23 protein-coding genes, 2 pseudogenes and 1 riboswitch are annotated in these 26,373 nt (G+C 58.9%); of the genes and pseudogenes, 20 read left to right on the forward strand and 5 right to left on the reverse strand.

What is annotated here, in order from left to right; all coding sequences use genetic code 11:
* Window positions 1–92: 92 nt before the first annotated feature.
* The 5 genes from VES88_09900 (at window position 93) to VES88_09920 (ending at window position 3,245) form a co-directional block, all read left to right on the forward strand.
* Window positions 93–491 (forward strand): DUF1801 domain-containing protein, encoded by a 399-nt coding sequence (locus VES88_09900; protein HYN81803.1) that lies wholly within the window; start codon window positions 93–95, stop codon window positions 489–491.
* Between the two features lie 146 nt (window positions 492–637).
* On the forward strand, window positions 638–829 hold the full coding sequence (locus VES88_09905; protein HYN81804.1) for a hypothetical protein: 192 nt from the start codon (window positions 638–640) through the stop codon (window positions 827–829).
* Between the two features lie 492 nt (window positions 830–1,321).
* Window positions 1,322–1,753: a DUF1801 domain-containing protein gene (locus VES88_09910; protein HYN81805.1), complete on the forward strand. Its 432-nt coding sequence runs from the start codon at window positions 1,322–1,324 to the stop codon at window positions 1,751–1,753.
* Window positions 1,754–1,850: 97 nt separating this feature from the next.
* Window positions 1,851–2,738: a dienelactone hydrolase family protein gene (locus VES88_09915; protein ID HYN81806.1), complete on the forward strand. Its 888-nt coding sequence runs from the start codon at window positions 1,851–1,853 to the stop codon at window positions 2,736–2,738.
* A 180-nt stretch (window positions 2,739–2,918) separates the two neighbouring features.
* Window positions 2,919–3,245: a hypothetical protein gene (locus VES88_09920; GenBank protein HYN81807.1), complete on the forward strand. Its 327-nt coding sequence runs from the start codon at window positions 2,919–2,921 to the stop codon at window positions 3,243–3,245.
* Here the strand turns inward: VES88_09920 and VES88_09925 are convergent.
* Complete coding sequence (locus VES88_09925) at window positions 3,242–3,475, reverse strand: hypothetical protein (protein ID HYN81808.1); 234 nt, start codon at window positions 3,473–3,475, stop codon at window positions 3,242–3,244. The genes VES88_09920 and VES88_09925 overlap by 4 nt on opposite strands.
* Here VES88_09925 and VES88_09930 point away from each other — a divergent pair.
* The 6 genes and pseudogenes from VES88_09930 (at window position 3,444) to VES88_09955 (ending at window position 10,601) form a co-directional block, all read left to right on the forward strand.
* Entirely contained in the window at window positions 3,444–4,511 is a 1,068-nt protein-coding gene (locus VES88_09930) for a tetratricopeptide repeat protein (GenBank protein HYN81809.1), read from the forward strand. The two genes, VES88_09925 and VES88_09930, sit on opposite strands and share 32 nt — an antisense overlap.
* 304 nt (window positions 4,512–4,815) lie before the next feature.
* Window positions 4,816–5,352 (forward strand): annotated as a pseudogene (locus tag VES88_09935) (alpha/beta fold hydrolase).
* Between the two features lie 37 nt (window positions 5,353–5,389).
* Window positions 5,390–6,835 (forward strand): M20 family metallo-hydrolase, encoded by a 1,446-nt coding sequence (locus tag VES88_09940; protein ID HYN81810.1) that lies wholly within the window; start codon window positions 5,390–5,392, stop codon window positions 6,833–6,835.
* Window positions 6,836–6,877: 42 nt separating this feature from the next.
* Window positions 6,878–8,242, forward strand: a complete 1,365-nt coding sequence (locus VES88_09945; GenBank protein HYN81811.1) for a M24 family metallopeptidase — start codon at window positions 6,878–6,880, stop codon at window positions 8,240–8,242.
* A 204-nt stretch (window positions 8,243–8,446) separates the two neighbouring features.
* The gene (locus VES88_09950; GenBank protein HYN81812.1) at window positions 8,447–9,715 is read left to right on the forward strand and encodes a DUF445 domain-containing protein; all 1,269 of its coding nucleotides are present in this window, start codon (window positions 8,447–8,449) and stop codon (window positions 9,713–9,715) included.
* Window positions 9,716–10,271: 556 nt separating this feature from the next.
* The gene (locus VES88_09955) at window positions 10,272–10,601 is read left to right on the forward strand and encodes a phosphatase PAP2 family protein (protein HYN81813.1); all 330 of its coding nucleotides are present in this window, start codon (window positions 10,272–10,274) and stop codon (window positions 10,599–10,601) included.
* A gap of 20 nt (window positions 10,602–10,621) precedes the next feature.
* On the opposite strand, the gene VES88_09960 is transcribed toward VES88_09955, so the two are convergent.
* Entirely contained in the window at window positions 10,622–12,433 is a 1,812-nt protein-coding gene (locus VES88_09960) for a protein kinase (protein HYN81814.1), read from the reverse strand.
* Window positions 12,434–12,639: 206 nt separating this feature from the next.
* Between VES88_09960 and VES88_09965 the strand changes: the two genes are divergently transcribed.
* Window positions 12,640–13,125, forward strand: a complete 486-nt coding sequence (locus VES88_09965; protein ID HYN81815.1) for a VOC family protein — start codon at window positions 12,640–12,642, stop codon at window positions 13,123–13,125.
* A 54-nt stretch (window positions 13,126–13,179) separates the two neighbouring features.
* Here the strand turns inward: VES88_09965 and thiC are convergent.
* The 3 genes and pseudogenes from thiC to VES88_09980 form a co-directional block, all read right to left on the reverse strand.
* Window positions 13,180–14,523, reverse strand: a pseudogene (thiC, locus tag VES88_09970) (phosphomethylpyrimidine synthase ThiC).
* Window positions 14,511–14,630, reverse strand: a riboswitch (TPP riboswitch). Its footprint overlaps the pseudogene before it by 13 nt.
* 564 nt (window positions 14,631–15,194) lie before the next feature.
* On the reverse strand, window positions 15,195–15,332 hold the full coding sequence (locus VES88_09975) for a hypothetical protein (protein HYN81816.1): 138 nt from the start codon (window positions 15,330–15,332) through the stop codon (window positions 15,195–15,197).
* A gap of 1,997 nt (window positions 15,333–17,329) precedes the next feature.
* The gene (locus VES88_09980) at window positions 17,330–18,448 is read right to left on the reverse strand and encodes a hypothetical protein (protein HYN81817.1); all 1,119 of its coding nucleotides are present in this window, start codon (window positions 18,446–18,448) and stop codon (window positions 17,330–17,332) included.
* A 463-nt stretch (window positions 18,449–18,911) separates the two neighbouring features.
* Here VES88_09980 and VES88_09985 point away from each other — a divergent pair, with 463 nt between their 5' ends.
* The 8 genes from VES88_09985 to VES88_10020 all read left to right on the forward strand — a co-directional run bounded on the left by VES88_09985 (window position 18,912) and on the right by VES88_10020 (window position 26,332).
* The gene (locus tag VES88_09985; GenBank protein HYN81818.1) at window positions 18,912–19,310 is read left to right on the forward strand and encodes a hypothetical protein; all 399 of its coding nucleotides are present in this window, start codon (window positions 18,912–18,914) and stop codon (window positions 19,308–19,310) included.
* Between the two features lie 864 nt (window positions 19,311–20,174).
* Complete coding sequence (locus VES88_09990; protein ID HYN81819.1) at window positions 20,175–20,693, forward strand: hypothetical protein; 519 nt, start codon at window positions 20,175–20,177, stop codon at window positions 20,691–20,693.
* Window positions 20,694–21,342: 649 nt separating this feature from the next.
* Window positions 21,343–22,389: a radical SAM protein gene (locus tag VES88_09995; protein ID HYN81820.1), complete on the forward strand. Its 1,047-nt coding sequence runs from the start codon at window positions 21,343–21,345 to the stop codon at window positions 22,387–22,389.
* Between the two features lie 7 nt (window positions 22,390–22,396).
* Window positions 22,397–23,290, forward strand: coding sequence for an SIR2 family protein (locus tag VES88_10000; GenBank protein HYN81821.1), 894 nt, complete (start codon window positions 22,397–22,399; stop codon window positions 23,288–23,290).
* Window positions 23,287–23,853 (forward strand): non-canonical purine NTP pyrophosphatase, encoded by a 567-nt coding sequence (locus VES88_10005; GenBank protein ID HYN81822.1) that lies wholly within the window; start codon window positions 23,287–23,289, stop codon window positions 23,851–23,853. The genes VES88_10000 and VES88_10005 overlap by 4 nt, the downstream gene beginning before the upstream one ends.
* A 16-nt stretch (window positions 23,854–23,869) precedes the next feature.
* Complete coding sequence (locus VES88_10010; protein HYN81823.1) at window positions 23,870–24,673, forward strand: PEP/pyruvate-binding domain-containing protein; 804 nt, start codon at window positions 23,870–23,872, stop codon at window positions 24,671–24,673.
* Window positions 24,674–24,936: 263 nt separating this feature from the next.
* Entirely contained in the window at window positions 24,937–25,767 is an 831-nt protein-coding gene (locus tag VES88_10015; protein ID HYN81824.1) for a PEP-utilizing enzyme, read from the forward strand.
* A gap of 85 nt (window positions 25,768–25,852) precedes the next feature.
* Window positions 25,853–26,332, forward strand: coding sequence for an HIT family protein (locus VES88_10020; protein HYN81825.1), 480 nt, complete (start codon window positions 25,853–25,855; stop codon window positions 26,330–26,332).
* The last annotated feature ends 41 nt before the right edge of the window (window positions 26,333–26,373 follow it).

The raw sequence follows: 26,373 nt of genomic DNA on the forward strand, positions 1-26,373 counted from the left end.
CGGCCTGTACTTGTTCGTACTTCCGTATGCCACCAGGTGGCGAAGCGGGCGAGAATCAAGATCATGAACCTTTACGTGGAGACGCAATCATTATGAAGTCGGCCACCAAGTCCAAGTCCCCGCCGAAGGCAGACCAACGGCTCCCCGGCCTGAGGGATTGGCGCGACGAGACCCTCGCTCGCATGCGGGCGCTGATTCTGGAGGCCGACCCCGATATGATCGAGGAGCGGAAATGGAAGAAGCCGTCGAATAATATGACGGGGGTCCCAGTCTGGTCGCACAACGGGATCGTCTGCACCGGTGAGACGTACAAGAAGGTCGTGAAGCTCACGTTCGCTCAGGGAGCCAAGGTCCCAGACCCATCGCGCCTCTTCAATTCCAGCCTTGAAGGCAGCACGCGAAGGGCGATCGACATCCACGAAGGGGAGAAGGTCGACGCGCGCGCATTCAAGGCGCTTGTGAAGGCCGCGGTTACCCTGAATAAGGAGTAGCCGTATGAGGCCATGCGTTGAGATGGAACCGATGCGTGGTTTTTGGTTCGCCGGTGAAGCTTCCGTCGGGCGATGCTGCATGAATGCCCACGTGGCCAGCTTGGTGGGAATGGGAGTTAGAGCTCAGTTCTCATCTTATCAAACGAATGGCAGATCGCAATTTCAGCGAGCTCTACCTCCGGCGAATGCTCTCCATTGCGTCCGACGTGCGCGGAGACATTGTGCCGGGGCGCTGGGTGGTTAAGACTCGGCATCGTGGGACGTCGTGGATGGTCATTGTGGAACCGGATGTGGAAACGCACCTTTTGATAGTAATTACCGCATATCCTCTTGAGTGATGAAAGAGCCTTATTTGGAAGTCACGTACCGTAAGGGACACACGCTCGCGGCATACTTCCATCTTCCGCGGAGCGGCAGGCAAAAGAGCGTTCGAACTCGCCAGGTCGAGGGTGGCTTGATCATCGATTTCGGAGCCAATGGCAAGCCCATAGGGATAGAGATCACAGCGCCGGAGCAACTCACCCTGGCTAGACTGAATCGCGTCCTCAGAGAGCTCGGATGTGCGCCAGTTCGGCGCGCGGACCTTGCTCCCCTTCGAGCTGCCTAGCCCGGTATCTCGCGCGGCGACGGCCTTTGACGATCTTCGTCGTGCGACCGCGATTCGACGTCTCGCATCTATGGTCGCATTTGACTAGAGGTCACCGTCGCCATGGGTTCTTGCCCGGTGTGTGTTCACCTCTTAGGTGATGAGGAGCAAGACGAAGCTGAAGCCCAGAGGAACCTCTCGCGCAAGCAAGCCTCGCAAGTCGGCCACCAAGTCGAAGCCCCCGTTGAAAACGGGCGATAAGGCTGCCGTCGTCCTCATCTCGGGCGGCAATCCGCAAATCGCGAAGGCGGACGGCGACGCCCCGGTGCAGGCGTACATCGCCGCGATGCCGCGCTGGAAGCGCGACATCGGGAAGCGCCTCGACGCTCTCATCGTGCGGAACGTGCCCAAGGTGCGCAAGGCCGTGAAGTGGAACTCGCCGCTGTACGGCATCGAGGGCCAGGGTTGGTTCCTGTCGTTCCACGTCTTCACACGCTACGTGAAGGTGACCTTCTTTCGCGGCACGTCGCTGCGACCGGTCCCGCCCGGCCCCAGTAAGCACAAGGACGTGCGCTACATCGACATCCGCGAAGACGACGAGCTCGACGAGGCGCAGATGGCGAGATGGGTGAAGCAGGCCGCCGCGTTGCCTGGCTTTCTGGGCCCTCGACCCTGACCAAGGCCACAACGGGCGTTACGTTGTCCGGCGCCACTGACGCTCACATGATCTGGTCCCTCGTTCACCATCACGAAGTCTTCGGAGGATTGCACTCATGGAACGAAAAACCGCGCACGATTTCGATCAGGATCTGCTCATACTATTTGATGCCTACGTCCACGGTGCGCTCGACCGACGGGGGTTTCTCGAACAAGCCTCCAGGTACGCCGTGGGTGGTGTGACGGCCGCGATGCTCCTCGATCAGCTGAGCCCGAAGTTCGCCGAGGCCCAGCTGGTGCGCACCGACGATGAACGGATCGCTGCCGAGTACATCGAGTACGACTCGCCAAGCGGCTACGGGAAGATGCGCGGGTACTTCGTGCGTCCCGCCAAGCCTGCCGGAAAGCTGCCGGGCATCCTGGTGATCCACGAGAACCGCGGGCTCAATCCGCACATCGAGGATGTCGCGCGACGGTTTGCCCTCGAAAACTTCGTCGCGTTCGCGCCCGACGCGCTCTTTCCACTGGGTGGCTACCCGGGCAACGAAGACAAGGCGCGCGAGCTTTTCCCCAAGCTCGAGCAGGCGAAAACGCGCGAAGACTTTGTCGCCGCGGTCGCCTTTCTGAAGGCGCGTCCGGAGAGTGCCGGCAAGGTCGGCGCGGTGGGCTTCTGTTACGGGGGCGGCATGGTGAACTATCTCGCCACGCGGCTGACCGATCTGGCCGCTGGAGTTCCCTTCTACGGCTCCGCCCCGAACGTGGCGGACGTCCCGAAGATCAAGGCTCCTCTCTTGATCCAGTCGGCCGAGGTGGATGAGCGCATCAACGCGAGCTGGCCGGCATTCGAGCAGGCGCTCAAGGCGGCCAACGTTCGATACGAGCGCTTTCTATATCCTGGCACTCAGCACGGGTTCCACAACGACACGACGCCGCGCTACAATGCGGCGGCGGCCAAGCTGGCCTGGGAGCGGACGATCGCGTTCTTCAACAAGAACGTCCGCTAGAGCCAAATAGTAGCCACCGACGCCACTTCGAAACTCCAATCCGGACCCGTTGTCGAATCCGGTGCGAAGTGGGAGGCGTGAACGCACCATCTCGCGGATCTGTCGGGCAGCGGAATGGAGAAACTTGGTGTAAACTGCAATAGGCTTGGTATTCGGGAACTGGACAAGCGGAGGTGCATCATGCTTCGTTTTACCTCGATCGCTATCGTCGCGTTCGCCGCGGTCGCATCGGCCCAGGAGACCTCGCTTCCCCTCGATGTCTCGCCGGCTGAGACTTATCTCGGCGAGAAACTCGTAATCTCCACTAAGTCGTTCGATCGCACAGCCACATACCGTTATGGGGCGACGCGTCTTTCAACGACGGGTGCCGTCATCGGGGCGGTGGCCTGTAACGAGAGTGTTGCGCTCAGCGGGAGTGGAGCGCGCATCGACTGGACTCCAGGGAGGCGAGTGCGACCTGATCGCGTCGGGCATCCGACAGTCCAGCTAGCGAGTGAAGCTGACTAGCCGATTCGTGGAACCCACATCGGAGGCTGGCCGATGAACAAGCCCAGATACCGATTTAGCGTCGCTGCCTTCTTGTCGACCTGCACGTTCGTGGCCGGCTGCGGCGGGACCGACGCTCCGCCGCAGACCGGGAGCGGTGAAGCAACGAGCGCTTCCGCTGCGACGCAGACTTCGGCGTCTGCCGCCCAGAGCACGCCTATGGCGCCCGCGGGAGCCGGCGCGGTTCTCATCGCCGACGCCCAATACGCGAAAGGTGCGGCGCTCGCGGCCGATGGCAAGCTCGACGCGGCACTGATCGACTTCAACGCAGCCGCTGCCGTCGATCCAAAGCACACCTCGATCGCCGCTGCAGTCGCGGCGTACAAGGACGCCGCCGAGGGCCGTATGCCCCGCGAGGTGATCCAGCGCATTTTCCGATCGATGAAGCATGCGAACGAAGGCCGCTGGGGCGACGCGCACGCCGACGCCGACGCGGCGGTCAAGCTCGCGCCCAACTACGCGCGTGCGCACGACACGCGCGCCAAGGTGTTCCTGCTCCAGGGGAAGTACGCGGACGCGATCAAGGCGTTCAACCGGGTAATCGAGATCGACTCCACATTCGCCGAGGGATACTACAATCGCGGAGCGACATTCGCCGAAATGGGCAGGCACGACGCGGCCATCGCGGACTACACGCACGCGATCGAGCTGTGGCCGTCCTTCTCCGAGGCCTACCGCAACCGCGGGGCGGCGCAGACGCACAAGAACGACGCAGATGCCGCGATGGCCGACTACACGAAGGCCCACGAGCTTTATCCGCTCGCCGTCGAGCCGCTCTACATGCGTGGCGTCCTGTTTGCCCTCCTCGGCCAATGGAGCGAAGCGTCCGCAGACTTCACAAGAGCGATCGAACGCGATCCAGACCACACGGAGTCGTATTACGATCGCGGGCTCGCCTACCAGAAACAGGGGAACGACGACGGCGCAGTGGCTGACTACACCAAGGCCATCGAGCTCAACCCGGCCAATCCGGCGGCACTCATCAACCGCGGTCTCATCCTGGCGCGCCGAAAACAGTACGACCTCGCGATTGCCGACTACGACAAGGCGCTGTCGGTCACGCCGGTCATGGTGGTTGCGCAGTACAACAAGGCGCTGGCGCTGGACCAATCAGGCCGCGCCAAGGAAGCGATCGCGGCATATCGAACATTCTTACAGCAAGCCGCGCCAGAACACGCAGCCCTGGCGAAGCACGCGCACGAGCGGCTCACCGCGCTCGAGAAGTAGCGGCAGGGCAAGTGGGTGTGCGGCACGACTGATTCGCTTGCAGCTTTTAGGTGATGGCGTTAGGCAGCCAACCTTCTAAATCGTAAAGGAGAAATTGAAATGAATGGATCAGGCACTTCCACCACTTACGTGATGGTCCATTCGGCCTTCCTGGGAGGCTGGGCGTGGGGGCCTGTCGCGTCGCTCCTCGAAAAGCAGGGGCACAAGGTTATAGCGCTCGACCTCCCTGGCCATGGCAAGGACAAGACGCCACCCTCGGAGGTAACGATTGAGTCGTACGTGAAAGACTGTCACCGATGTCCTCGACACCCAACGAAACCCGGTGATCCTCGTGGGTCACAGCCTTGGAGGTATCATCATCAGCCAAGCTGCCGAGAACCGTCCGGACAAGGTCAACTCGTTGGTGTACCTATGTGCCTTTCTCCTGCCTACCGGAGGGTCGTTCATGAAGGCGACTGAGGGTGTCAAAGGATCGATGGTTCTCGACAACCTCGTGATGGCTGAAGACAAGACCTGCGTCACAGTCAAGGAAGAGGTCATGCACGAAGCCTTTGCTCACGACGTCCCCGATGACGCTTTTGCTCAGGCCAAGTCCATGATCGTGCCCGAGCCCACCGCACCCCTCGGGGCACCACTTTCCATCACGCAGGAGAACTGGGGCCGCGTCCCGCGTTATTACGTGGAGTGCCTAGCCGACAAGGCCATTCCTCCTGCCGTGCAGAAGGCCATGTACACGGCCATACCGGTCCAGAAAGTGTTCTCAATGAACACGAGCCACGTCCCGAACTTCTCGGCGCCGCAGGAGTTGGCGGAGCATCTGCTGGCAGTGGCAGCAGGCTAAGGACCGTCCGCGATCTGATAGGTCGGTGTTCCTATGTGTGGGAGCAGCGAGCGTCGCCGCCGAACATGGCGTTACAGCGGACTTGCCGCTGAACGCCCGACCGTTAGGCGCCTCTCTTGTCTCCGGGTGGCCGGTATTTGATCGACGACGCCTTTTGCATAGACGCGCGTTTTTGAAAAGTCTGGCGGCTGCCGCCCTAGGTCCTGTCACCCTGGGCCGGCGCGCATTCGCGCAGAATCCGCGCGTCCGCGTCGATGCAACCGCGTTGCGACAGCGACTTAACGTACTTAGCACGTTCGGACGACCGTCGGGCGGCACCTTCGCTGACGGGGTCAGTCGGGTCGCCTATTCAGAAGCGGATCTCGCAGGTCGTCGGTATGTAATGGACTTGATGCGAGCGGCCGGTCTTGAACCCCGCTTGGACCCTGCGGGGAATATCTTCGGCCGCCGCGCCGGAGCCGATAGCACCCTGCCGCCGATCCTCTTCGGTTCACATATCGATTCGGTGCCGAACGGTGGCAACTTCGACGGCGATCTCGGATCTCTGTCAAGTTTGGGCGTGCTCGAGGCGCTCGAGACAGCGGGGCTGCGCACACGCCATCCGCTGGAGATGGTTGTCTGGGCCAACGAGGAGGGCGTGGCGTTTGGCGACGTGCTGGGCGGCAGCCGTGTCGTCGCGGGCGACCTGAAGTCAGACATGAATCAACTCTGGAACGGAGTGACTCGTGCCGATGCAATCCGTAAGATAGGCGGCAACCCGACTCGCATCACCGACGCGGTGCGAGCGAAAGGCGCACACCATTGCTACCTCGAGCTCCACATCGAGCAGGGCGCAACGCTCGATCGTGAGAAGATTGCGGTTGGAGTTGTCGAGGGTATCGTCGCGATCCGTCGGTACAACGTGACCGTCTCCGGCATCGCGAATCATGCCGGCACGACCGCGATGGCGGATCGGCATGATGCTTTGCTGGCAGCGTCGCGTCTGACGATCGCGGTCAATGACGTCGTGAACGCGCAACCGGGCCGACAAGTCGGCACGGTCGGCAAGTTGGACGTGACCCCCAACGCACCGAATGTGATTCCGGGCGTTGTCAGGCTCACCATCGAGCTTCGCGATCTCTCGACCGAAAAACTCAAGCGCCTGGCTGAAATGATTCGGCAGCGCGCGAGCGAGATCGGGAAACGGACAAGGACGTCGATTGAGTTCACGCTCGCCAATTCCACAGCCCCGGCGACCGCAGCTGTGGAAGCGCAACAGGCGATCGAACGTGTCGCAGGACGGCTCGGACTTGCCAGCCGCCGACTGCCGAGCGGCGCTGGTCACGACGCACAGATGATGGCTCGCCTCTCACCAATGGGCATGATCTTTGTGCCAAGCATTGGCGGTATCAGCCACTCGCCGCGGGAACTGACGAATTGGGATCACTGTGCACAAGGAGCGGACGTCCTCCTGGGCACCGTGCTCGAGATGGATCGCGCGTAGGATCAGCCACAGTATTACTGCCATCCAATCGCTATGAGACCGATGCACCGTTCCGTCCTGTCAGCTCTCCTCATCGTTCTGCCCAGTGTTCTCCCGGCTCAGGCATCCTCACCTGCCCGGCCGTTCGGTACACTGCGGGAGCAAGCCGATACACAACAACGCTGGCTCGTCTCCCGCATGAGCACAGTCCTCCCCGCGGTGATGCGGAAATACAACGTGGACATGTGGGTCGTCCCGATGCGCGAGTACAACGAGGATCCGGTGTTCACGTCCATCGTTTCACCGACGACATTCGCCGCACGACGCAGAACCATCTATGTCTTCTCGATGCGAGGAGATTCCGTCGAGAGGATCGCCCTCGGCGGCAGCTCCCAGGGCGGAGTCTACACGGCGGTGCGCTCTACACAGGCAGCTGCGGGCCCCGCAGGCTCACGTGGCGAGCGCAATGCAGAGCTGTGGGGCGATGAACAGTGGCAGGCACTGAAGAAAGTCATCGAGGAACGCAACCCGAGAAGCATCGCGGTGAACGTCTCGCGAGTGTTTGCATTCAGCGACGGCCTCAGCGCCGGCGAGATGGAAGGAATGCGCGACGCACTCGGTGAAAAATGGACGAGTCACTTCGTTCGGCACGATGGACTTGCGCTGGATCTCATCGCAACACGACTGCCGGATGAGGCCGCATTCTACAGGAGAATGCAGGAGCTGGTGTGGGCGATCATCGACAGCGCGTTCTCCAGCGCAGTGATCACTCCAGGCGTCACCACCACTCAGGACGTCGTCTGGTGGATGCGCCAGAGGGTCAACGACCTTGGCCTCAGCAGCTGGTTCCAGCCGTCGGTTGACGTGCAGCGCCGCGGCGTCACCGAAGCTGAGCTCGGAGCGAATCCGATAATACAGCGTGGCGATGTGCTCCACTGCGACTTCGGGATCGTCGCACTGCGTCTCAACACCGACACACAGCACATGGGGTACATTCTGCGCGAAGGCGAAACTGCTCCGCCCGCAGGTCTCGTTGCCGCGCTTCGCCGAGGCAATCGGCTTCAGGACATCGTGATGTCGGAGATCAAGCCAGGCCGCACCGGCAACGAGGTGCTGCGATCTTCACTCGCGCGCATGCGTGCCGAGGGAATCGACGGAACGGTCTACACGCATCCTATAGGTATACACGGGCATGGTGCCGGTCCGCTCATCGGCCTCTGGGATTACCAGAACGGAGTACCCGGCCGGGGTGATGCGAAGATAATCCCGTCGATGTGGTTCTCGATCGAGCTTCAGGCTACGTCACCGGTGGCCGAGTGGAACGGCCAGCGCGTCCGCATGGCTCTCGAGGAAGACATGACGATCGACGCAAGAGGTGCCAACGCCTGGGCACTCAGACGCCAGACAGATTTTCATCTGATCCGTTGACGCCCACCCGAGCGACACGAGGAGTGCTGGTAGAGGTTGATTTGAGATCGGAGAGTTTTTTTTGGATCCTATTGCCAGTTTTGGCATTTAGTCTGATTGCTGACCACAGACGCTCAATTGGGTAATGCCAAAACTGGCAATGAGATCCAAAAAAACTCTCCGATCTCAAATCAGCCTCAACAACTGCCACATGAGGCATCACCATTGACATCGCTTGCAGACAACTCGCTGCCGATTGCAGGCTTCGACGAGAAGCTTCGCGCGAAGCAGCTCCAGGAAATGAAGCTGCGTGCCGCCGGCCTGCTTATTCTCGCCGCGGTTGCCTTCGCGATCTCTCACTACCTTCGCGCGGAATACCCGTGGCTCGGCTGGGTCCAGGCATTTTCGGAGGCAGCGGTGGTCGGCGGACTGGCGGACTGGTTTGCTGTCACCGCGCTGTTCCGGCACCCGCTTGGGATCCCGATTCCCCACACAGCCATCATTCCCACCCGAAAGGATCGCGTCGGCGAGGTACTCGGCGCATTCGTCGAGCGCAATTTTCTGAACCGTCAGGTAATCGAGCAGCGGCTGCTCGAGGCGCGGCTCGGCGAACGACTGGCAAGATTTCTCAGCGAGCCCGCCAACAGCAGGGCCGTTGCGCGTCATGCTGCCCGCGGTCTTGTCGCGGCTGCCGAATCGCTGCGCGACGACGATGTCCAGTCGATGATCGATTCAGCAATTCTCGACCGCATCAAGGCTGCGCGCGTCGCGCCATTCATCGGCAGAGGATTGTCGCTGATCACCGCAGGCAACCGGCACCAGGAGCTGCTCGACGAAGGGATCCGCCTCGCGGCGCGCGCGGTGACGGAGAACGAGGACATCATTCGGCGGCGGATCGAAGCGGAAACGCCGTGGTGGATTCCGGGCGCGGTGGATGAAAAGATCCTGCGAAAAATCGTTGACGGGATCGAGCGGACGCTGAAAGAGGTCGGTGACGACGTCAATCACCCGCTTCGCAAGCGGTTCGACGCGGCGCTCGCGAAGTTCATCGACGACTTGCACAATTCCCCCGAAGTCATGGAACGCGCGGAGCAGCTCAAGGACGAGATGTTGAGCGCCGATGCAGTACGGCACTTTTCATCGTCGATCTGGGCGGACACAAAGGCGAGTCTCGTTCGTCGAGCCGAGCGCGCGGAAGAGACCGATGTCGACGCGATTTCGAAGGGGCTGGCGCGGCTCGGCGCGGCGATCCTCGACGATCCCGAGCTGCTCGAGCGCGTGGACGGGTGGCTGCGCAACGGCGTGCTCGGTCTGGTGGAGCGGTACCAGTCGGAAGTGAGCGAGCTGATCGCGATCACCGTGCGCGGCTGGGATCCGACGGCGACATCCGAGAGAATCGAGCTGGCGATCGGTCGTGATCTGCAGTTTATCCGAATCAACGGCACCGTCGTTGGAGGCCTGGTCGGGTTGCTTCTGTACGCGATCACGCGCTAATCATGTTAGACAACCCCCAACTGGTCGGTTCAGCGACGCGTGTCCTGACTGTTGAATTTGGACAAGCCATCGCGAGCGCTGCGTACCCGAAGTCAACGGCGGCGCATTTCAGCAACATACGGCAGGTGGAGCAGCTGCCTTACACGGAAGACCCGGACAACCTCAACACGGCGCCAGGCGCTTCCGGTTGCAGTTGACTGGCGACGGTAGCAAGAACTGTGGCTGGATCCGCTACGGCACCACAGATGTGAGCGGGAATCATGTGCCTCTGACCGTTAATATTGGCGGTGTCGATATCGTCAGTGCCCCGCTCACCGTGCAAGCGATATCGCAGAACAAGTGGCTCGCAACTTCGCAGCCGAACGGGGACGGAAAACACGTCGCGCTCTGCGAGACGTTGGTCAAGGGTGTTACCCGCTACACGGGTGCCTACGACATTCCGGTGCAACTCCAGGCTTGCAAAAAAATTTTCACCGCGCGTAGACGGGGCAACCACGGTGTACGGACGGGAGGATAGGTAAGAGTTAGCCCGGCAACATGGGTAAGTCTTCGATCGGTGTTGTTGTTGCTGTTTCGGCTTTTCTATCCTCCTTTGGTGTGGTGTCATTGGTCTTCCAGCAGTGGCATCGTCGCGCTGGTTTGGGCCACGCTCATTGGCGTGTCGACGCTATACACCAAACAGCATTACGTAGTCGACGTGATCGGCGGCATCGCCATCGCCTACGCGGCGTACGCGCTGTTTCTGCGGGGCTACCGGCGCGAGACCATCGCCGACATTGACCGGCGTCTCGCACCGAAGCGGGCGTTGAGAGCTGTCTGGCTTTACGGCGCTATTGTCGCTTTCCTGTGGACGTACAGGCTCGCGGTCAGCTGGATGACAACGTAGTCACCTGGACCCACGCGGGTCTAGCGACTTAGGCCGGCGACGCGCTGAAGCGAGTCGGGCACCATCCGGCCGAACTCATCGAATAACGTGATGCCCGACGCTTTCACAACGTCTTTGAACTGTTCGTACGTCAGACCTGCCCCCTTCAGGAAGGGCTGCAGTGCGTCAATCTGCGTTTGGAGATCGCCTTTCGTCCGACTGCCAAGCAGGCCGCCCTTGCGAGTAGCTCCCTGCGTGAAGGACTTTCGCGCACCAGGATTTGCCAGCAGTCCAGAGGCGGCAGCTCGGGCTCTGGTTCTGATTGTCCCCTGGGCTCTGCGCACTGAGTCGCTTTTGAAATCGGCGACACGCTTGGCCGAGTCAGCCTGCAGTGAGTCCTTTTTTGCCGCCGCCAGCTTCGCCGCATCGGCTCGCGCTTTCTTGAGCGAGTCGGCACGTGCCTGCGAATCAAGCTGAGGCGCGGCAGCCACGTTCTGAGGCAGCGCCCCTGGCTGAGGGTCGCCGGCTCCCGGCGCAGGCAGCCCCGGCGCGGGCGAGTTGACGGCCGGAACAGCCGACGGTGCAGAAGTGTCAACCGAAGAATTGACGGTTGAACGTTGCGAAAGGAAGATTGCGCCGGCAATGACGGGGATGAACAGTGCAAGCCCACCGATAAGCTGCTGACTCCGCCTCCCGAGGGTGCGCCGGCTCTTGTACGTCTCCCTCAGAATGAACGGTTCATCAGTAGTAGAGATTGCCCGACCTTCCGTCGGCGTGGCGGGCGCTGCGATTGGACCCGTTGTGGGCGACACCTCGATTGGACCTGAGGTCGACGGCACCTCGATTGGACCCGAGGTCGCCGATGCTGCGACTGGGCCTGGAGTTGGCGACACTTCGAGTGGCTGTGTAGCGGGCGACACAGCCTTCAGGCCGGTGATAGGCGGCACCACAGTCAGGATCGTAGGCTCGAGACGCGGAATCTTGTGCTCAAACGTCCTGATCTCGCCCGAAGCAGTAGAGAATGAATCGAGAGAATCGAGCAGCATCCTCGCAGTTGCCGGTCGCTCATCCGGCTCCTTCGAAAGACACTGCATTACGAGCGCCGACAACGATCGCGGGACATCCGGCCGCACTTCGATCAGTGGCTTCGGATCCTCAGACAGAACGGCAACGAGAATTTTCGCGGGAGTAGTCGCTGCGAATGGCGATCTTCCATTCAGCAGCTCGTAGGCAAGCAGTCCGAGCGCGTAAATGTCGATGCGATGGTCGGCGGTCGGATCGCCGGCGAGCTGTTCGGGAGCCATGTACGCGGGCGTGCCGATCGCCGTGCCGGTCTGCGTCACCCCCGCCGCGGGCATCGACGCATTGAGCGCCTTCGCGACGCCGAAATCGGTGACGAGAGCGTATGTGCCCGACCGCAGAATGTTCGCGGCCTTGATGTCGCGATGAACTACGCCTTCGCCATGAGCGTAATCGAGAGCTTCGCCGACATGGAAAAGAATGCGCACGACTTCCTGGACCGGCATCGGCCCGTGCTTCTCGACCGCGGACCTGAGAGATTCGCCGGCGATGAACGGCATCGTGTACCACACGAGGTCTTCGTGCTCGCCGGCTGAGAGCAGCGGGACGATGTGCGGGTGCTGAAGCTGCGCGGCGACCTTGATCTCCCGCTGGAATCGGCCCCGGTTCACGTCGGCAATGAGCTCCGGCGAGAGGACCTTGACGACGATCTTTCGTCCGAGTGACCGGTCGACCGCGACGAACACTCGGCTCATACCTCCGCCGCCGAGCTCGCGCTCGAGGTTGTACGAGTCGGACAGGGCTTCTTTCAGTCGTTCTTCGAAGGTCGTCATTGCGGTGGTTTAGGGTGGCCGCCGGAAGAATATGGTAGTGCATCGTTCAAGCGCGCGCAATTTTCGCAAACGCACCGGTCGTTGCTGCACCAGATTTGCACCGCATATAATGGGACGAGCGACCAGCTCGCCCGAATCACAGCGCACTAACCGAAGCGCGAGTTTTGCAAGCTACCTGTTCGAGCCGAGAGGCGTGGAGAAGTCAAATGGTCAAGCCAGCAAAGAATACGATTTGCCTTTGGTACGATCGCGATGCCGAAGAAGCGGCACGGTTTTACGCCGATACCTTTCCCGATTCGTCCGTCGGCTCGGTGCTCCGCGCACCGGGAGACTTCCCGTCTGGGAAGAAAGGGGATGTGCTCACCGTGGACTTCACCGTGTTGGGCATTCCGTGCCTCGGGCTCAACGGCGGACCTACGTTCAAGCACAACGAAGCGTTCTCGTTTCAGGTGGCAACGGAGGACCAGGCCGAAACGGACCGCTACTGGAACGCAATCGTCGGCAACGGCGGTCAGGAAAGTGCGTGCGGGTGGTGCAAGGACAAATGGGGATTGTCGTGGCAAATCACGCCGATCGCCCTCACTCAAGCGATCACGGATCCCGATCCCGCTGCCGCGAAGCGTGCCTTCGATGCGATGCTGGAGATGAAAAACATCGACATCGCTGCAATCGAAGCGGCGCGCCGCGGTTGAAGCTCGCGATGACATTGGTCAACCCTGAGTTCCCTCGAGGTCAGGGCGATTCGCCTACGCTGAAACCAGCTCGGCCTCGCGCTCTCTCGCCAGCTGCGCGATTCCCTCTTCTATGGTACGGGAGTGGTGCATCGAGCAGAACTTCGGCCCGCACATCCCGCAGAACTCCGCGCTCTTGAAATACTCGGCCGGCAAAGTCTCGTCGTGATATTCCTGCGCGCGCTCGGGATCGAGTGCGAGACGGAACTGTTCCTTCCAGTCGAATGCGTAGCGAGCGCGTGAGAGTGCATCGTCGCGATCGCGCGCGCCCTTTCGCCCGCGGGCAATGTCGGCCGAGTGCGCGGCGATCTTGTAGGCGATGACTCCTTCGCGGACGTCGTTGGCGTTGGGAAGACCGAGGTGTTCTTTGGGAGTGACGTAGCAGAGCATGTCGGATCCGTGCCAGCCGATGAGTGCTGCGCCGATTGCGCTCGAGATGTGATCGTATCCCGGTGATATGTCCGTGACGAGCGGACCGAGGGTGTAGAACGGCGCTTCGTGGCAGACGCGTTTGGCGCGTTTGACGTTCATCTCGATCTGGTCCATCGGGATGTGGCCCGGGCCTTCGATCATTACTTGTACGTCACGTTCCCAGGCTCGTTTAGTCAATTCGCCCATCGTGTCGAGCTCGGCGAACTGTGCTTTGTCTGACGCGTCAGCCAGACAGCCGGGGCGTAGCGAGTCGCCGATGGAGATCGTGACGTCGTAGTAGCGGAGGATCTCGAGCACTTCGTCGAAGTGTTCGTAGAGTGGATTCTGTTTGCGGTGGTACATCATCCACACTGCGTGGAGTGAGCCGCCGCGGCTGACGATCCCGGTGACGCGGCCGTGCACGAGCGGCAGGTGCTCGATGAGAATCGCGGCGTGGATAGTCATGTAGTCCACGCCCTGCTTGGCTTGTCGCTCGATCATGTCGAGGAGATCCTGCGCGGTGATCTCCTCGAGCTGCTTCTCCTGCTGCACGGCCTGGTAGATCGGAACCGTTCCGATGGGAACGGGCGAGGCGTCGATGATCGCCTGCCGAATCGCGTCGATGTTTCCGCCGGTGGAGAGGTCCATCACCGTGTCGGCGCCGTACTTCACTGCCATGCCGAGCTTTTCGATTTCGCCGTTGATGTCGGAGGAGACGGCGGAGTTGCCGATGTTCGCGTTGATTTTGACTTTGGCGACTTTGCCGATTGCCATCGGCTCGAGCGACCCCGCGAGGTGGCGGACGTTGGCGGGGATGATGAGTCGTCCGATTGCGATCTCGTCCCGCACGAGCTCGGGGGAAATCTCTTCGCGCTCGGCGACGAAGCGCATTGCGTCGGTGATCTCGCCCCGACGCGCGTGGTGCATCTGCGTGCGTGCTTCCATTGTTGACTCCCTACGCCGGTACTAACCGGATCAGGTTATGAGGGACTTTCTCAGCCCGGTCTCTCCCTGCCGACTCTCGAGCAGGAAGACGGGCACCCCTGTCATTCTTTGAATGTATACGCTCACCGTTCGCACGGAATCCGCTCTACGCCTCGTTCTGCCTGCTTTGACGCTTGCGCGGTTGGCGTTTTCTCGTGCAACTTCGTATCGTGCCGCCACGCGCTACACGCAAACCGACTCTCCTCTCGGCCTTCACTGGAGCGGGCGGCCTCGACCTCGGCCTTCATCGAGCCGGATTTCTATCGATTGGAACCATTGAACGCGACGCATTCGCGCGCACGACCATTGAGGAGAATGGTCTTTGGCCTCTGCTAGAACCTGGCGACATCGTCGAACTCGCGTGTTCGCTAACGCCGGCAGACGTGGGACTCAAAATCATGGAGCTTGGGATTTTGGCAGGAGCACCGCCCTGCCAGCCTTTCTCAAAAGCCTCCCAATGGGCACGGAGCGGACGAACAGGACTTACGGATCGACGAAGCAGCTGCGTTTGGTCCTTCTTTGAGCTGGCGGCACGCTTCCTCCCCCAAGTGGTGCTACTAGAAAACGTACCCGGTTTCGTGAGGGGGGAAACCTCGGCGCTGAAACCCATACAGGCGCGATTTGAAGAGATTAATTCAAAGTATGGAACACAATATCGCGTCGCCCACGCGATAGTAGATGCGTGCGACTTCGGGGTTCCACAGCATCGAGAGCGGGCCATCATCGTCGCGCTCCGCGACGGAGCGCAATTCAGATGGCCACTTCCTACCCATTCAGTTGCTCCGATCCGTTCATACGACGCGATCGGCGGGTTGAGGCCGGAAATACTTCCCTTGCCGCGCGGAAAATGGGCGCGTCTGTTAAAGTCGATACCGGAAGGTCGAAACTATCTCTTCCACACTCCGGGAGATAGAGGCGAACCACTCTTCGGACGTAGAACGAGATTTTGGTCTTTTCTTTTGAAACTCGCAAAGAACGAACCATCGTGGACGCTCCCCGCCCAGCCAGGCCCGTCAACAGGGCCATTTCATTGGACCGGTCGGCCTCTGGCAATCGAGGAAATGCTCCGCCTACAATCCTTTCCAAAGGAGTGGAAAGTTAGCGGGTCCCGGCAAGAGCAAATCCGACAAGTTGGCAACGCCACTCCGCCTCTATTGGCCGAGGTGATTGGGCGCGCTGTCGGGCGTCAAGTTTTTCAGAAGCGGTATCGCGGTGGCCCGTCTCTCGCCATTGCGCGGAAAACGAGGATCCCCGGCCCCATAGAACCAGGGACGGTTCCTTCTGAGTATACAAATCTTAAAGGCGACCATTCCGCTCACGCAGGCAGTGGCAAAGGACCGAAACCGCGTATCGTTGCCGCGTCGTGACGCGAAGCGGCCGGTTCGCAAGACCCCTTCTTTCCACGGACTAAAACCGAAGAGTCAACTATCGAGCCGGGTCGCGCGTTCAAATAAGAGAACTAACACACGGCCTGAAATTGACCTATGCCGCGCGCTTTCTACCATAGGGATTCCATTCGTTCGCCATCGGCGGGGCTTGCCCGGCAGTCCAGATATCGTAATTGAGCGTCGCCGCACAGCAATATTTTGTGATGGAGATTTTTGGCACGGGCGCGATTGGGTGAAACGACGTGCGAGCCTTTTGAGGGGAACCAACTCGTCCTATTGGGTCGAGAAAATAGGCACTAATCGGAAACGTGATCGACGAGTGAATCGCGAGCTGCGCTCTCTGTCTTGGTCCGTAATACGTGTTTGGGAAAGTGACGTAAGAAGGGATCCGGACAGAGTTGCCCGCCTCATCCAGAAAACGTTGGGATCACGACGGTGAGTCAATTCGATAAGGGCCAATTCTCATCAGTTGCCCCTAATCGTTGTGCCTCCCGTCTCGACCAATTGAGCACCTGCTTCTGGAGACCAAACCTAAGGGGCAGAACAAGCCTCGCGACACGATGCCGGTCAAGCACTACGTTGGTGGCTCGTCTCAAATCATCCCACCGCTCATCTCCCATGGGAATTGAGAAAGGAACTGCTAGGCAGCTGAGGGGATCTTTGCCGAAATCGATGTAGCCCCGCCACACATCCGGGATGATATCCCGTCCTTTCTTGTGCCATTTGAGCTGCACAGTGCACTGGACAAGTGCAACAACAAAGCCGAGCCTTCCATCATCAAAAGGCAACCACGCAACAACATCAACACCACCATCGCCACTGTGGCCGCGGAACGGACCTCGGCCAACAGGTAGGGATAACTGGTCCGCCAACCATGGAACTGCGTCTGAAAACCTACCAGGTCTGTCACCTGAAGCAGGCGACCCGAACCGCAATGATTGGCAGCAGGGTCCGAGGTAGCCTTTGATCGCCTCTGCCACTACGAGATCGAACATTTCGTCGATCTCCCGATGACGGGATTCTTTTCTCATTGCAGGACTGGTGGACACGAGTAGCAAGAATACATATGGGACTTGCCGTCGTGTTACGTAAAGTCGTACTCCCCCCGAAATGTCCTCCACCGAAAAAGGATATCCTTCGCCGCCCACTCGCTTCCGTCGTTGGACCTCGAGAAGCACTTCCTCGAGGGCAATATCGAAATCCGTCGGCGCCAAATCATCTATTCCACCGCGATCGTCGGGAAAAACCGTCGTTCGCAGTTGCCGCCGTAGCCAGGTTTGCGACGCGTGGGTGCGATTCAGCAACAACATGGTAAGCTCCAACCAATCGGCAAGAGCATTGGGATCATCGCTACTTGGAAACGTTACTCTAAGGCGGCCCATCTAATCGTTCTCGCGAAGGGCCCTGAGGTATTCCTCGCAATCATCTAATATCGCCATGACATCTTCGTCGGCTCTGTAGTCTGCAATATCGATCTCGGCCTGCTGCAGCGACGATGATGCTTTGGCAAGTCGGGAGAGCAAACGCTCTTTTATGCCTCCCGCAATCGAGAACGCCGCCTCCAGATCCCGCGTCTTTCGAAGTTCGGCCAGACCCTGAGGCGATGAAAGCACTTTACCGAGTTCCGGAATCTTTCGTGAATCCGAAAAGAGTGGCTCGTGCTTCGAGTCACCGAAAACCCAAGAGACGAACTCCTTCGCCTTTTTCTTAGAGGCGGGCGTCTTGGGTAGAGGGTCGCTCCTAGACTTAACCTGCCAGCCCGTGGGCACATCGAGAAACTCGCGCACACCCGTATCCTGAAGAGCGCGCGTAAACACACCAAAATGGTCAATCACCCCTCGCGTGTTGATCGCCATTTTTTTCATCTGCCGCGCAGCACGATAGTTTCGGTAGCTCTCCCGAACGGCTCGCTCGTTTTCCCCAACCAACGACGCCGTCTCTGCGAAGGATTTCTTGTCCTTGTCTATAAAGGTTCCCAAAAACCTTGCCTGCGCCCAAGGGTTCCAAGGTTCAATTCCAGAGATATGCCGGAACCCAAGTATCGGAGCGACGTCGTCGCGAGAATTTGCGACGACTGCTGGAATTTCTGACGGAATCGTTCCCGTGATCTTGATCGCGTCCCACTCATCGCTATCCGATATGCCGAGCTTTCCGGCAGCCCCTCGATCGACCAAGAGCATCATCGCGGCAAGGCGTCTATTCCCTTCCACGACGACTTTTTCCCCGGCCTCCTGGATTACGATTATTGGCTCGGATGGGAAATAGCCATGTCGAGCGATAGAATTTGCGATTTCAATTGGCTCGTATTCGTCGACAATAAAACGAAGAAGATCAGGTTGGGTCGCGGCTTGAACATCTTCTGGAAGTCGTGGATTGCGGCTATCCAAGCGCAGATCGCTGATGGGAAAGCGCGTTAACTGTTGAGTCGTTCCGCCTGGCAAGGCAGTAACCTTTCTCTCGGCCCTCCGCCGTTTCCGGCCGCGTTCGACTGTTTTGGGCATACGTCCTCCAACGTTGGACCTAACATGTCTCAAAAGGATCTGGCCGTGCAAACAAGGGTGTTTGGTTTAGAATAGCCCAACCGACCCGAAAGGGAACGCACCGCCGGGCAGTTGTCCAATGCATTCCTCAGCCTCACTCTCTCCAGCGTGTCAGATTCCTTCGCCACCATGGAGAGAAAGCAAACAACCAATCTGGTCACTACAAACAGCTGGCAGAATCAAATCCAGTCGTGAAATGCATCGGCTCAGCTGACGGTTGTGCGAAACCCGTCCAGCGACCGCCTTTGGCGACATCCGAGATCGTAGTCGAGGCGCGCCGACCGCGCCGCGCCGCTGAAGAGTAGATGACTGGAGCTGAGACAGCTTTATCGGAGCACCTTCTCGCTGCGCTCGGCGCTAGTTTTATGAGTCGCCACCAGCGACAGCCAGAATGAGAGGCCGCGTTGCAACAGGAGCTTGCAAGTTGACTCAGGACGACTGGAGTGTTGAGCTACCGAAGACGGCGGCGGCCTGGGGCAAAGGAAATTCCGCCGCATTAGAGTCCGTATTGGAAGAGGAGTTGACAGCACAGGCGGACGACCTATTGGAGGACGCCTGTGAGTTAGGGGGATGGCCAGAAGACGAGCAGGTCGAAGTAAGTGACGTAGTGCTAAACGGCAACCTGATGAACGCCACTGTTACCGTCTACTTCACAGAGGTGATTCCATCGAGTTGCAAGGATTTGTCACATCGGGAACGCCGGGAGCACCGGATTGTCATCGCGATGAGAAGGGGGGACCCCACCGGGACGGTAGCCCACTCTGCCTCCGATCCAAATCAATGGGATCTAATCGACAGAAACTCGGCAGCGGACGGGCGATGAGAACCACGTCATCGACCCAGTCATTGCGCCGTTCCGGAAAGTCGCGAAGATGAGTGGATCGTTATCTGGTTGGGAACTGTATGAACGCCTGGTCGCTCGCGTGATCGCTGATCAGCTGTCCACTGACCTTTGCGCGACGCCCAATGCACGCGTCGTTGGCAAGATCAGCAAGCGAAGCAGGCAGATTGATGTCTTAATCGACCAACGCCACGATTCCGACAATTCGCGCCGCGTTATCGTGGATGCGAAGAAGAGAACTCGTAAGATCGATGTCACGGATGTAGAGGCGTTTCGGGGTTTGATGGAGGACGTCGGCGCAACCCACGGCTACTTGGTCTGTCCAACGGGACATACCAAGGCAGCGGCGCGCAGAGCGCAATCGGCAGTTTCGATTCGTCTTTTGCCACTGGATCGCCTACAAGACTTTGATCCGTCTGCTTGGCCAACGTGTACGTTCACAGGTTGTCGAGGTGGTCGCGTCTTCTGGGATGGTTACCCTGAAATCTCTGTAGCGCTTCGGGGCGCATCTCCAACAGAGTCGCGAGCACGCGCACGCATGGCATTTCTTCATTACGTCGGAAAGTGCGATCGTTGCGGGCGATTCCATGTAAAGTGCCTTACCTGTGGCGACCTTATATCACTGCCTGAGAGCGACCCCGATGACTACGGCCATCAATGCCGTTGCAAGCCTCCGTGGTTTTGGCTGGCATCGATCGAACAAGACGAGAAAGGCGCTGAATCAGCCGAACTCCATGCCGTTCTTGCGTCTGGTAAGGTGATCACAACCGATCGACGGGCGCTCTGAACGAGGTCAACGACTAGGCCTCGGTGATGTTGCCATCTCGTTTTGTATATCTCGGGTTCATGATTGACGCGAACCGCGTCAATGCACGGCAGGCCGATCCCCACATGAATCGGCTTGAGAAGTGGCGCGAAGACGAAGTGATAGAATTGATGATGGCCGAGTCGGCGTACAATGAGGCGCGCTCTGGCGGTGATCCTCGACGAGCCCGAAAGGTAGGATTTCAAATCTTCTCGATGACTCTGGCAACTACCGACGCTGAACAGGAAGAGCTCCGCCAGATCGAGCGTATCCTATTCCGGAAAGGCGCTACGACACAAAACCAACGGAACGATGTGGACATCGTGTTCAACGCGAAGAAATACATGCGCATCCTCGTAACTGCTGACGGGGGCTCGAATCGTCAACCGGGTGGCATACTTGGCAATCGTGCCACGCTCGCTGCGATAGGCGTCAGAGTTATGACGGCAGCGGAGGCAGTCGCACTGGTTGAGCAGAAGATCACTGAACGAGATGATTTCGCCCGCCGTTTGGCGGCCGAAGTAGGCGTCAGTTTGCCGCAATGGGTGGGTCAAGACTAGCCAATTCATTTGCCGCAGAGGAGTTGTAGCAGTCGACACGAGGAAGCAGTCTGAAGCGTCACGAAAGCTGAGGGCCGCGAGTTATGTTCGGCGCGCGAAGCGATCAGAAAGACCCCTTCTATGGCAGATCTGACAGTCATCGGCTCACCGAAGTGTGGGGGTGGGGAAGAATTGGATTCCTCTTGGCTTCAACCAAGAGTTTAGCAAGCGCCGCCTCGATCTGATGTCGGGGGGCAATTCGCGTTTGGCGGGGTAGGCGTAGACCAGACGGACCAAATCAAGAGTTCGATCGAGCGGGCCTCACGCCTGCGTACTCGAATCCCGCGCTACGGAAAATTGAACCGCGACGCTTCCGTTGATGCGAAACCACCAGTTGAGTGATACAAAACCGGCATTGCGCGGCGCTTGGATCACCACACATTGCTCATTCTCCGATTGTCTAACCTTCAAAGCCAATACGAGGGAACCAAAAAATAGTAAGCACTCAAGCTCAATACCCTTGTCGTGGAGGTCGTCGAAACGGCAAAGCACCTTTGATCCACTTTCGCGTTCACGTCGCTTCGGTTGGACGTCCGCGCAGATGCTTGTTGCATTACCTCCGGAGTTGCTTGACACCTCCGGCAACGTTTGCCCCTTCTGGGGATACTCCGTGATATATCCGACCCCACAAGCCATCAACTGCTCGTCGATTGACGTATTCCTGACGTACAAGTGTGGTCTTCGATGCACACACTGTTTCGTCGGCGACCGACTCAATACGAATCAGGATATGGATTTCGAGATGTTCACGCAGATAGTGGGCTCCGCTCATCAGTGGGGCACGCGCGAGATCACGCTGCTCGGCGGCGAGCCAACACTGTATCCTCAGATCGCGGAGGCCGTTCGGGTCATTGGGGACGCAGGGTTTCGTGCGCGTATCGTGACGAACGGACAGCGAAGTTACGTTCGCTTCTTGGAAAGCCTTCCTGCGGAGTCCACTCCTCCATTCATCTGCTTCAGCATCGACGGTGCAAGCCCTGGCGTGCATGATCGCATCCGCGGGCGGGGTAGTTACGGTCGGTTGATCGAGGCAATGATCGAGACCGGGCGGCGTCGCTACGCCTTTGCGGCTATTCTCTCGGTCAGCCGCCACAACGCTGCCGACGTATCAGCGGTACTGGAGCTCTCGAGCCGACTCGGTTGCGAGTACGTAAACATCCACCACGTTACCAATCGCGGTTTTGCGTGTCCGGACATCGTGCTGGGTATCGACGAGTGGGATGACGTTTTTGCCATCGCAAATCAAACCGCAAGGGAGGCCGGACTTAGGATCCGCATAGAAGACACATTTCGAGGCGACGAACCGCACCTCGCCAGCTGCGCCGTTCGCGATGGGACCAATCTCATGTTCCTTCCGGACGGTCGAGTACACAGCTGCATGATGTTTATCGATCTACCGGATTCACATTCGTTCTTGTGGTCAGACGGGCAACTTCAACCCGTTGCGTCGCTATCGAGTGAGCGGTGCATTGTCCTAGCCGAAGGTGACGTCGGTTGCCCGGCACTGCGGCGTGTGAACTCAGCACTTGCCGGTGACGCGCAGAAGCGGGGCTGCCACTGTCGGTGTATCTACGACAAGCGCGAGGTGGGTGCTGACTCGAATCCGCTGACAATAGGCACTCACGAATCGGCTACGAATCGCTCTCTAACCATCTGATCATCCCATGCTGGAGCTTCCGAAGGAACTTGCGAAGGCGGCGGAGGAACGTCGGCTACTCCCTTTCATCGGGGCGGGATTCTCGAAGAACATTGATCCATCGATCCCGAACTGGTCGGAAATCATGGAGAAGGCTGCACACCTGCTTGGATACGATCCCGCTGTCCTGATGGCGCAGGGTGACCATCTCCAAATTGCCGAGTATGTGAGGGAGGAGGGCTTCCTCCCCGAGTTGTACAACCAGTTGTCGAAGGAGATTGATGGCAAACCGTACGATGTTGCCCTGTCGAAGCCCCACCAGCTACTACCTTACCTCGACGTCCCATGGATTTTCACGACCAACTGGGACACCTGGATCGAAAAGGGCTTCTGGCACGAAGGAGTGGCGTGTTCCAGGATCGTCTCCGTCGATCACTTTGTGTCGCCGCGTCAGATGAAACCCAGCGGGCCCGACGTGAGCAAGACGCCTCAATACACTTCGGCAGCCGTTGCCAAAATGAAGAGACGGTCACCCCAAACAACCGTTGTCAAGTTTCACGGTGACTTCACAGACCACAACTCGATCGTGTTCTGTGAGGAGGATTACTACAATCGATTGGACTTCGAAGACCCGCTGGATATCAAGTTGCGCGCCGAAATCATCGGCCGTGCAGTAGTCTTTATTGGCTACAGCTTTAGCGATCCAAACGTCCGGTATATCTGGCACAAACTGAAGCGAGTCACCAAGCGGATGGGATCGAACGCCAAGCGCAAGTCATTCTTCATTACCAATGCAAAGAATCCCGTAGCAGAACGCCTCTTCCAAGAGCGGAATATTGAAACGGTGCTACTTGACCCGTTGAACACCAAGGGGGACCTAGAGCGCGTGCTACTGCTGCTAATCGAACGGCAGAGCCCGTGACAACACCCAGTCTCTTTTTTGCAACGAGCAATGACTACAAGTTTGCAGAGTTTTCTCGACTATTCGGCGCCGCTGGGCTACAGATAGATCACTATCGCCTAGAAGTGGAGGAGGTGCAGCATATCGAAATGGACGTGATTGTTCGAGATAAGGCGCTGAAGGCATACCAACGCGTCAGGCGACCCGTCCTTGTCGATCACAGCGGCTTGGCTATGAACGCATTGAATGGGTTGCCGTGCGGCCTCAACAAACTGTTCTGGAATGTGCTACAGGATCGGATTTGCGAGTTGGCAATTGCCATGAACGACCCCACGGCCGAGATACTTGTGTCCCTTGCGCTGTGCGACGGCAAGCGAATCCACGCGTGGCATGAAAGGCTACCGGGCAACCTCGCAGCTAAAGCATCTGCGGTTGGGACATTTCATCTTGATCGAGTCTTCGTTCCTAATGGTTCCACGATGACACTGGCTGAGATGAGTACGGTGGACCGAGATGTGGTATCACATCGAAGGAGGGCGGTGGATCACACGTCAGCAGTACTAAAGAGCCTAGCCGTCCTGTGATGCCTCCATCCGACGCATGATCGAAAGACTGCGCCAACTCGCGCGCGGGGACGCTGAGCGAGTCGGGACCAAGGCCGCAAATCTTGGGGAATTGTCGCGACTCGGACTTCCGGTACCCGATGGATTTGTCATCGACCAACAATCGGCGAGCGCGTTCCAGAACCAGGTGGCGACTGAGGGACTTGATGCGGAGACTAACCGTCTCATTCTCGATGCGTTCCACGACCTCCGTGCTGATCGCGTGGCGGTGCGAAGCAGTGCAAACGTCGAAGATTCTGATGCCTCTTCGTTCGCCGGTGTCTTCGAGAGCATTCTGAATGTAGGCGCGGATGGACTCGTCAAGGCGGTGATACGGTGCTGGTCTTCGGCGGCGACTGCGCGAGTACTGGCATACTCCGACGCACGCGGAGTGTTGCCAACCGAGATTCGAGTGGCCGTAATAGTCCAAGTAATGGTGGACGCCGACGCTGCTGGGGTTTGCTTCACGTCCGACCCCGTGACCGGTGACGAGACGCGGCCCTATGTCGAGATAGTCAGCGGCTTGGGCGACGCTTTGGTGGCTGGGCGGGCGGCGCCGGATGCTTATTCTTTCGACAGTAACTCGGGACGAGTGGTGACGATCGAGCGAGGGCGCAATGGGGCCGGCGATGCTGTCGATTTAGCTATGATCACTCGGATTGTGACAGAGAGTTGCCGTATTCGAGCGCACTTTGGGCAGCCCCAAGACGTCGAGTTTGCTGTTGAGGGTGGCAACATCCACTACCTGCAGACGCGACCAATCAGCTTTCGGGGTTCTGACGATAGCCGCCGCGATAAATGAACGCATCGTATTTCGGATCGCATGCATCGTTGTCAGCATGGGTGCGGCAAGCAGAACTCGTCGACACCGATGACCTCGTCCGCGAGGACGCTTCGAAACGGGAGCGGCTCCAGACTCTCCATCAGCGGATCGGCCTACCGATCGTGATGTCCCGGTCCTTCTGCGCTGGCGATGTTCTCCGCGAATCGGAGCGCTTTCGCGAGTTCGCTGAGAAGGCTTCCTCCACAAAATATGCTGTCCGAGCCAAGCCGAAGAGAGATGGATTGCCCATACTGCGCAACCGCAACGAGACGATTCGCGACTTGATCGCATGGCTCAGCGCGCAAGGCGACAATATCGGCGAGTACGCGGTCGACTTTGAGCCGCACATCGATGCTGCGCGTGCGTGCATTTTTGTGGTCGAGGACGAGCGGATCGCTGGTGAGGCGATCGAGGGGGGGCTCCTTGAACTCAACAAGGGGCCAAATACGGGGCGCGTTCTGACGTTCGAGTATGACTTCGCAAAGTGGACCTTTGCGTCGACGGACGAGGAGCTGACGACATTCGTTCAATCGGCCGTAGGCCTTCTGCAGATGGACAATGCAGAAGCCGCCTCCTCAGTCGCAGCAGAACTTGACGCGACCAGTGCTGGGCTCTTCATAAAAGGGTACTACGAGGCTATATGCGCTTCTGATGCGGGCATCGTGTTCGTGGATTTCAATCGCGTATTGGGTGACAGCTTGAAGGGCGTTCCCGTCGTGGCGAAGCCGACCATGGAGGATTCTGATCTCATCGTAGGGCGCACGGGCTCACCCGGACGGGCATCGGGTCGAGTCCGTATAGTCTCTGAGAGCGACGCTGCGTTGACTGAGTTGTCGGCAGGTGAAGTGCTTGTTTGTCAATTCACCTCGCCCGATTTCCTTCACCTCATGAAAGCTGCCGCCGCGGTGGTGACTGATGTGGGCGGTGTTTTAAGCCACGCCGCGATCGTTTGCCGGGAGCTGAGGAAACCGTGTGTCTTGGCTACTGGATCGGCGACGACACGCTTGACCTCAGGTGACATCGTCGACGTCGATGCGACGAATGGTTACGTTCGGCGTGTCAGCCGCGGTTGAAGGGTAACGCCCGTTGTGCTGACTTGGGCGCCGGGTAGCTGCCTTGTGATCTCCGAACTTACGCACAGCAGGTTAGGCACACGGAATGAATAGATATCACGCGCCTGGTTGCCCATTCTGCGGACACGGAACCGAGGAAACGAAATTCGCGGAGTCAGACAATTTCATGGCGATTTGCAATATCTCACCCATCCTGCCCGGCCATTCGTTGGTGATTCCGAAATGGCATGTACATGGCCTCATGCACCTGAGCAACTCTGAACTGTGCGAAATGAACGTCTTCGCCAGGAACACGATGAGTGTCCTCGTGAAGGCGTTTGCCGCGGATAGCTTTAACTGGACGATCCAGGACGGTGAGGGGGCGGGCCAGACGGTGGCGCACTTGCATTTGCATTTGATTCCGAGGACGGCCAATGATTTGCCGAACCCTGACGACTGGAATCTCCGCCTTCGCGATAGCCCGTTGACGGCCACAACTAAAGGCAACAGGCCCATCCTTACTTCAGCGCAGATCACGGATTTTCTTAACAGAGTCAGGGCCGCCGGTCGCCCTGTGAGCAACTAGCCCTTTGGCGCTCTTAATAGCGGCACATGTGTTGTCTCGTC

This window comes from Gemmatimonadaceae bacterium (genome assembly GCA_035633115.1).
Taxonomy (GTDB): domain Bacteria; phylum Gemmatimonadota; class Gemmatimonadetes; order Gemmatimonadales; family Gemmatimonadaceae; genus UBA4720.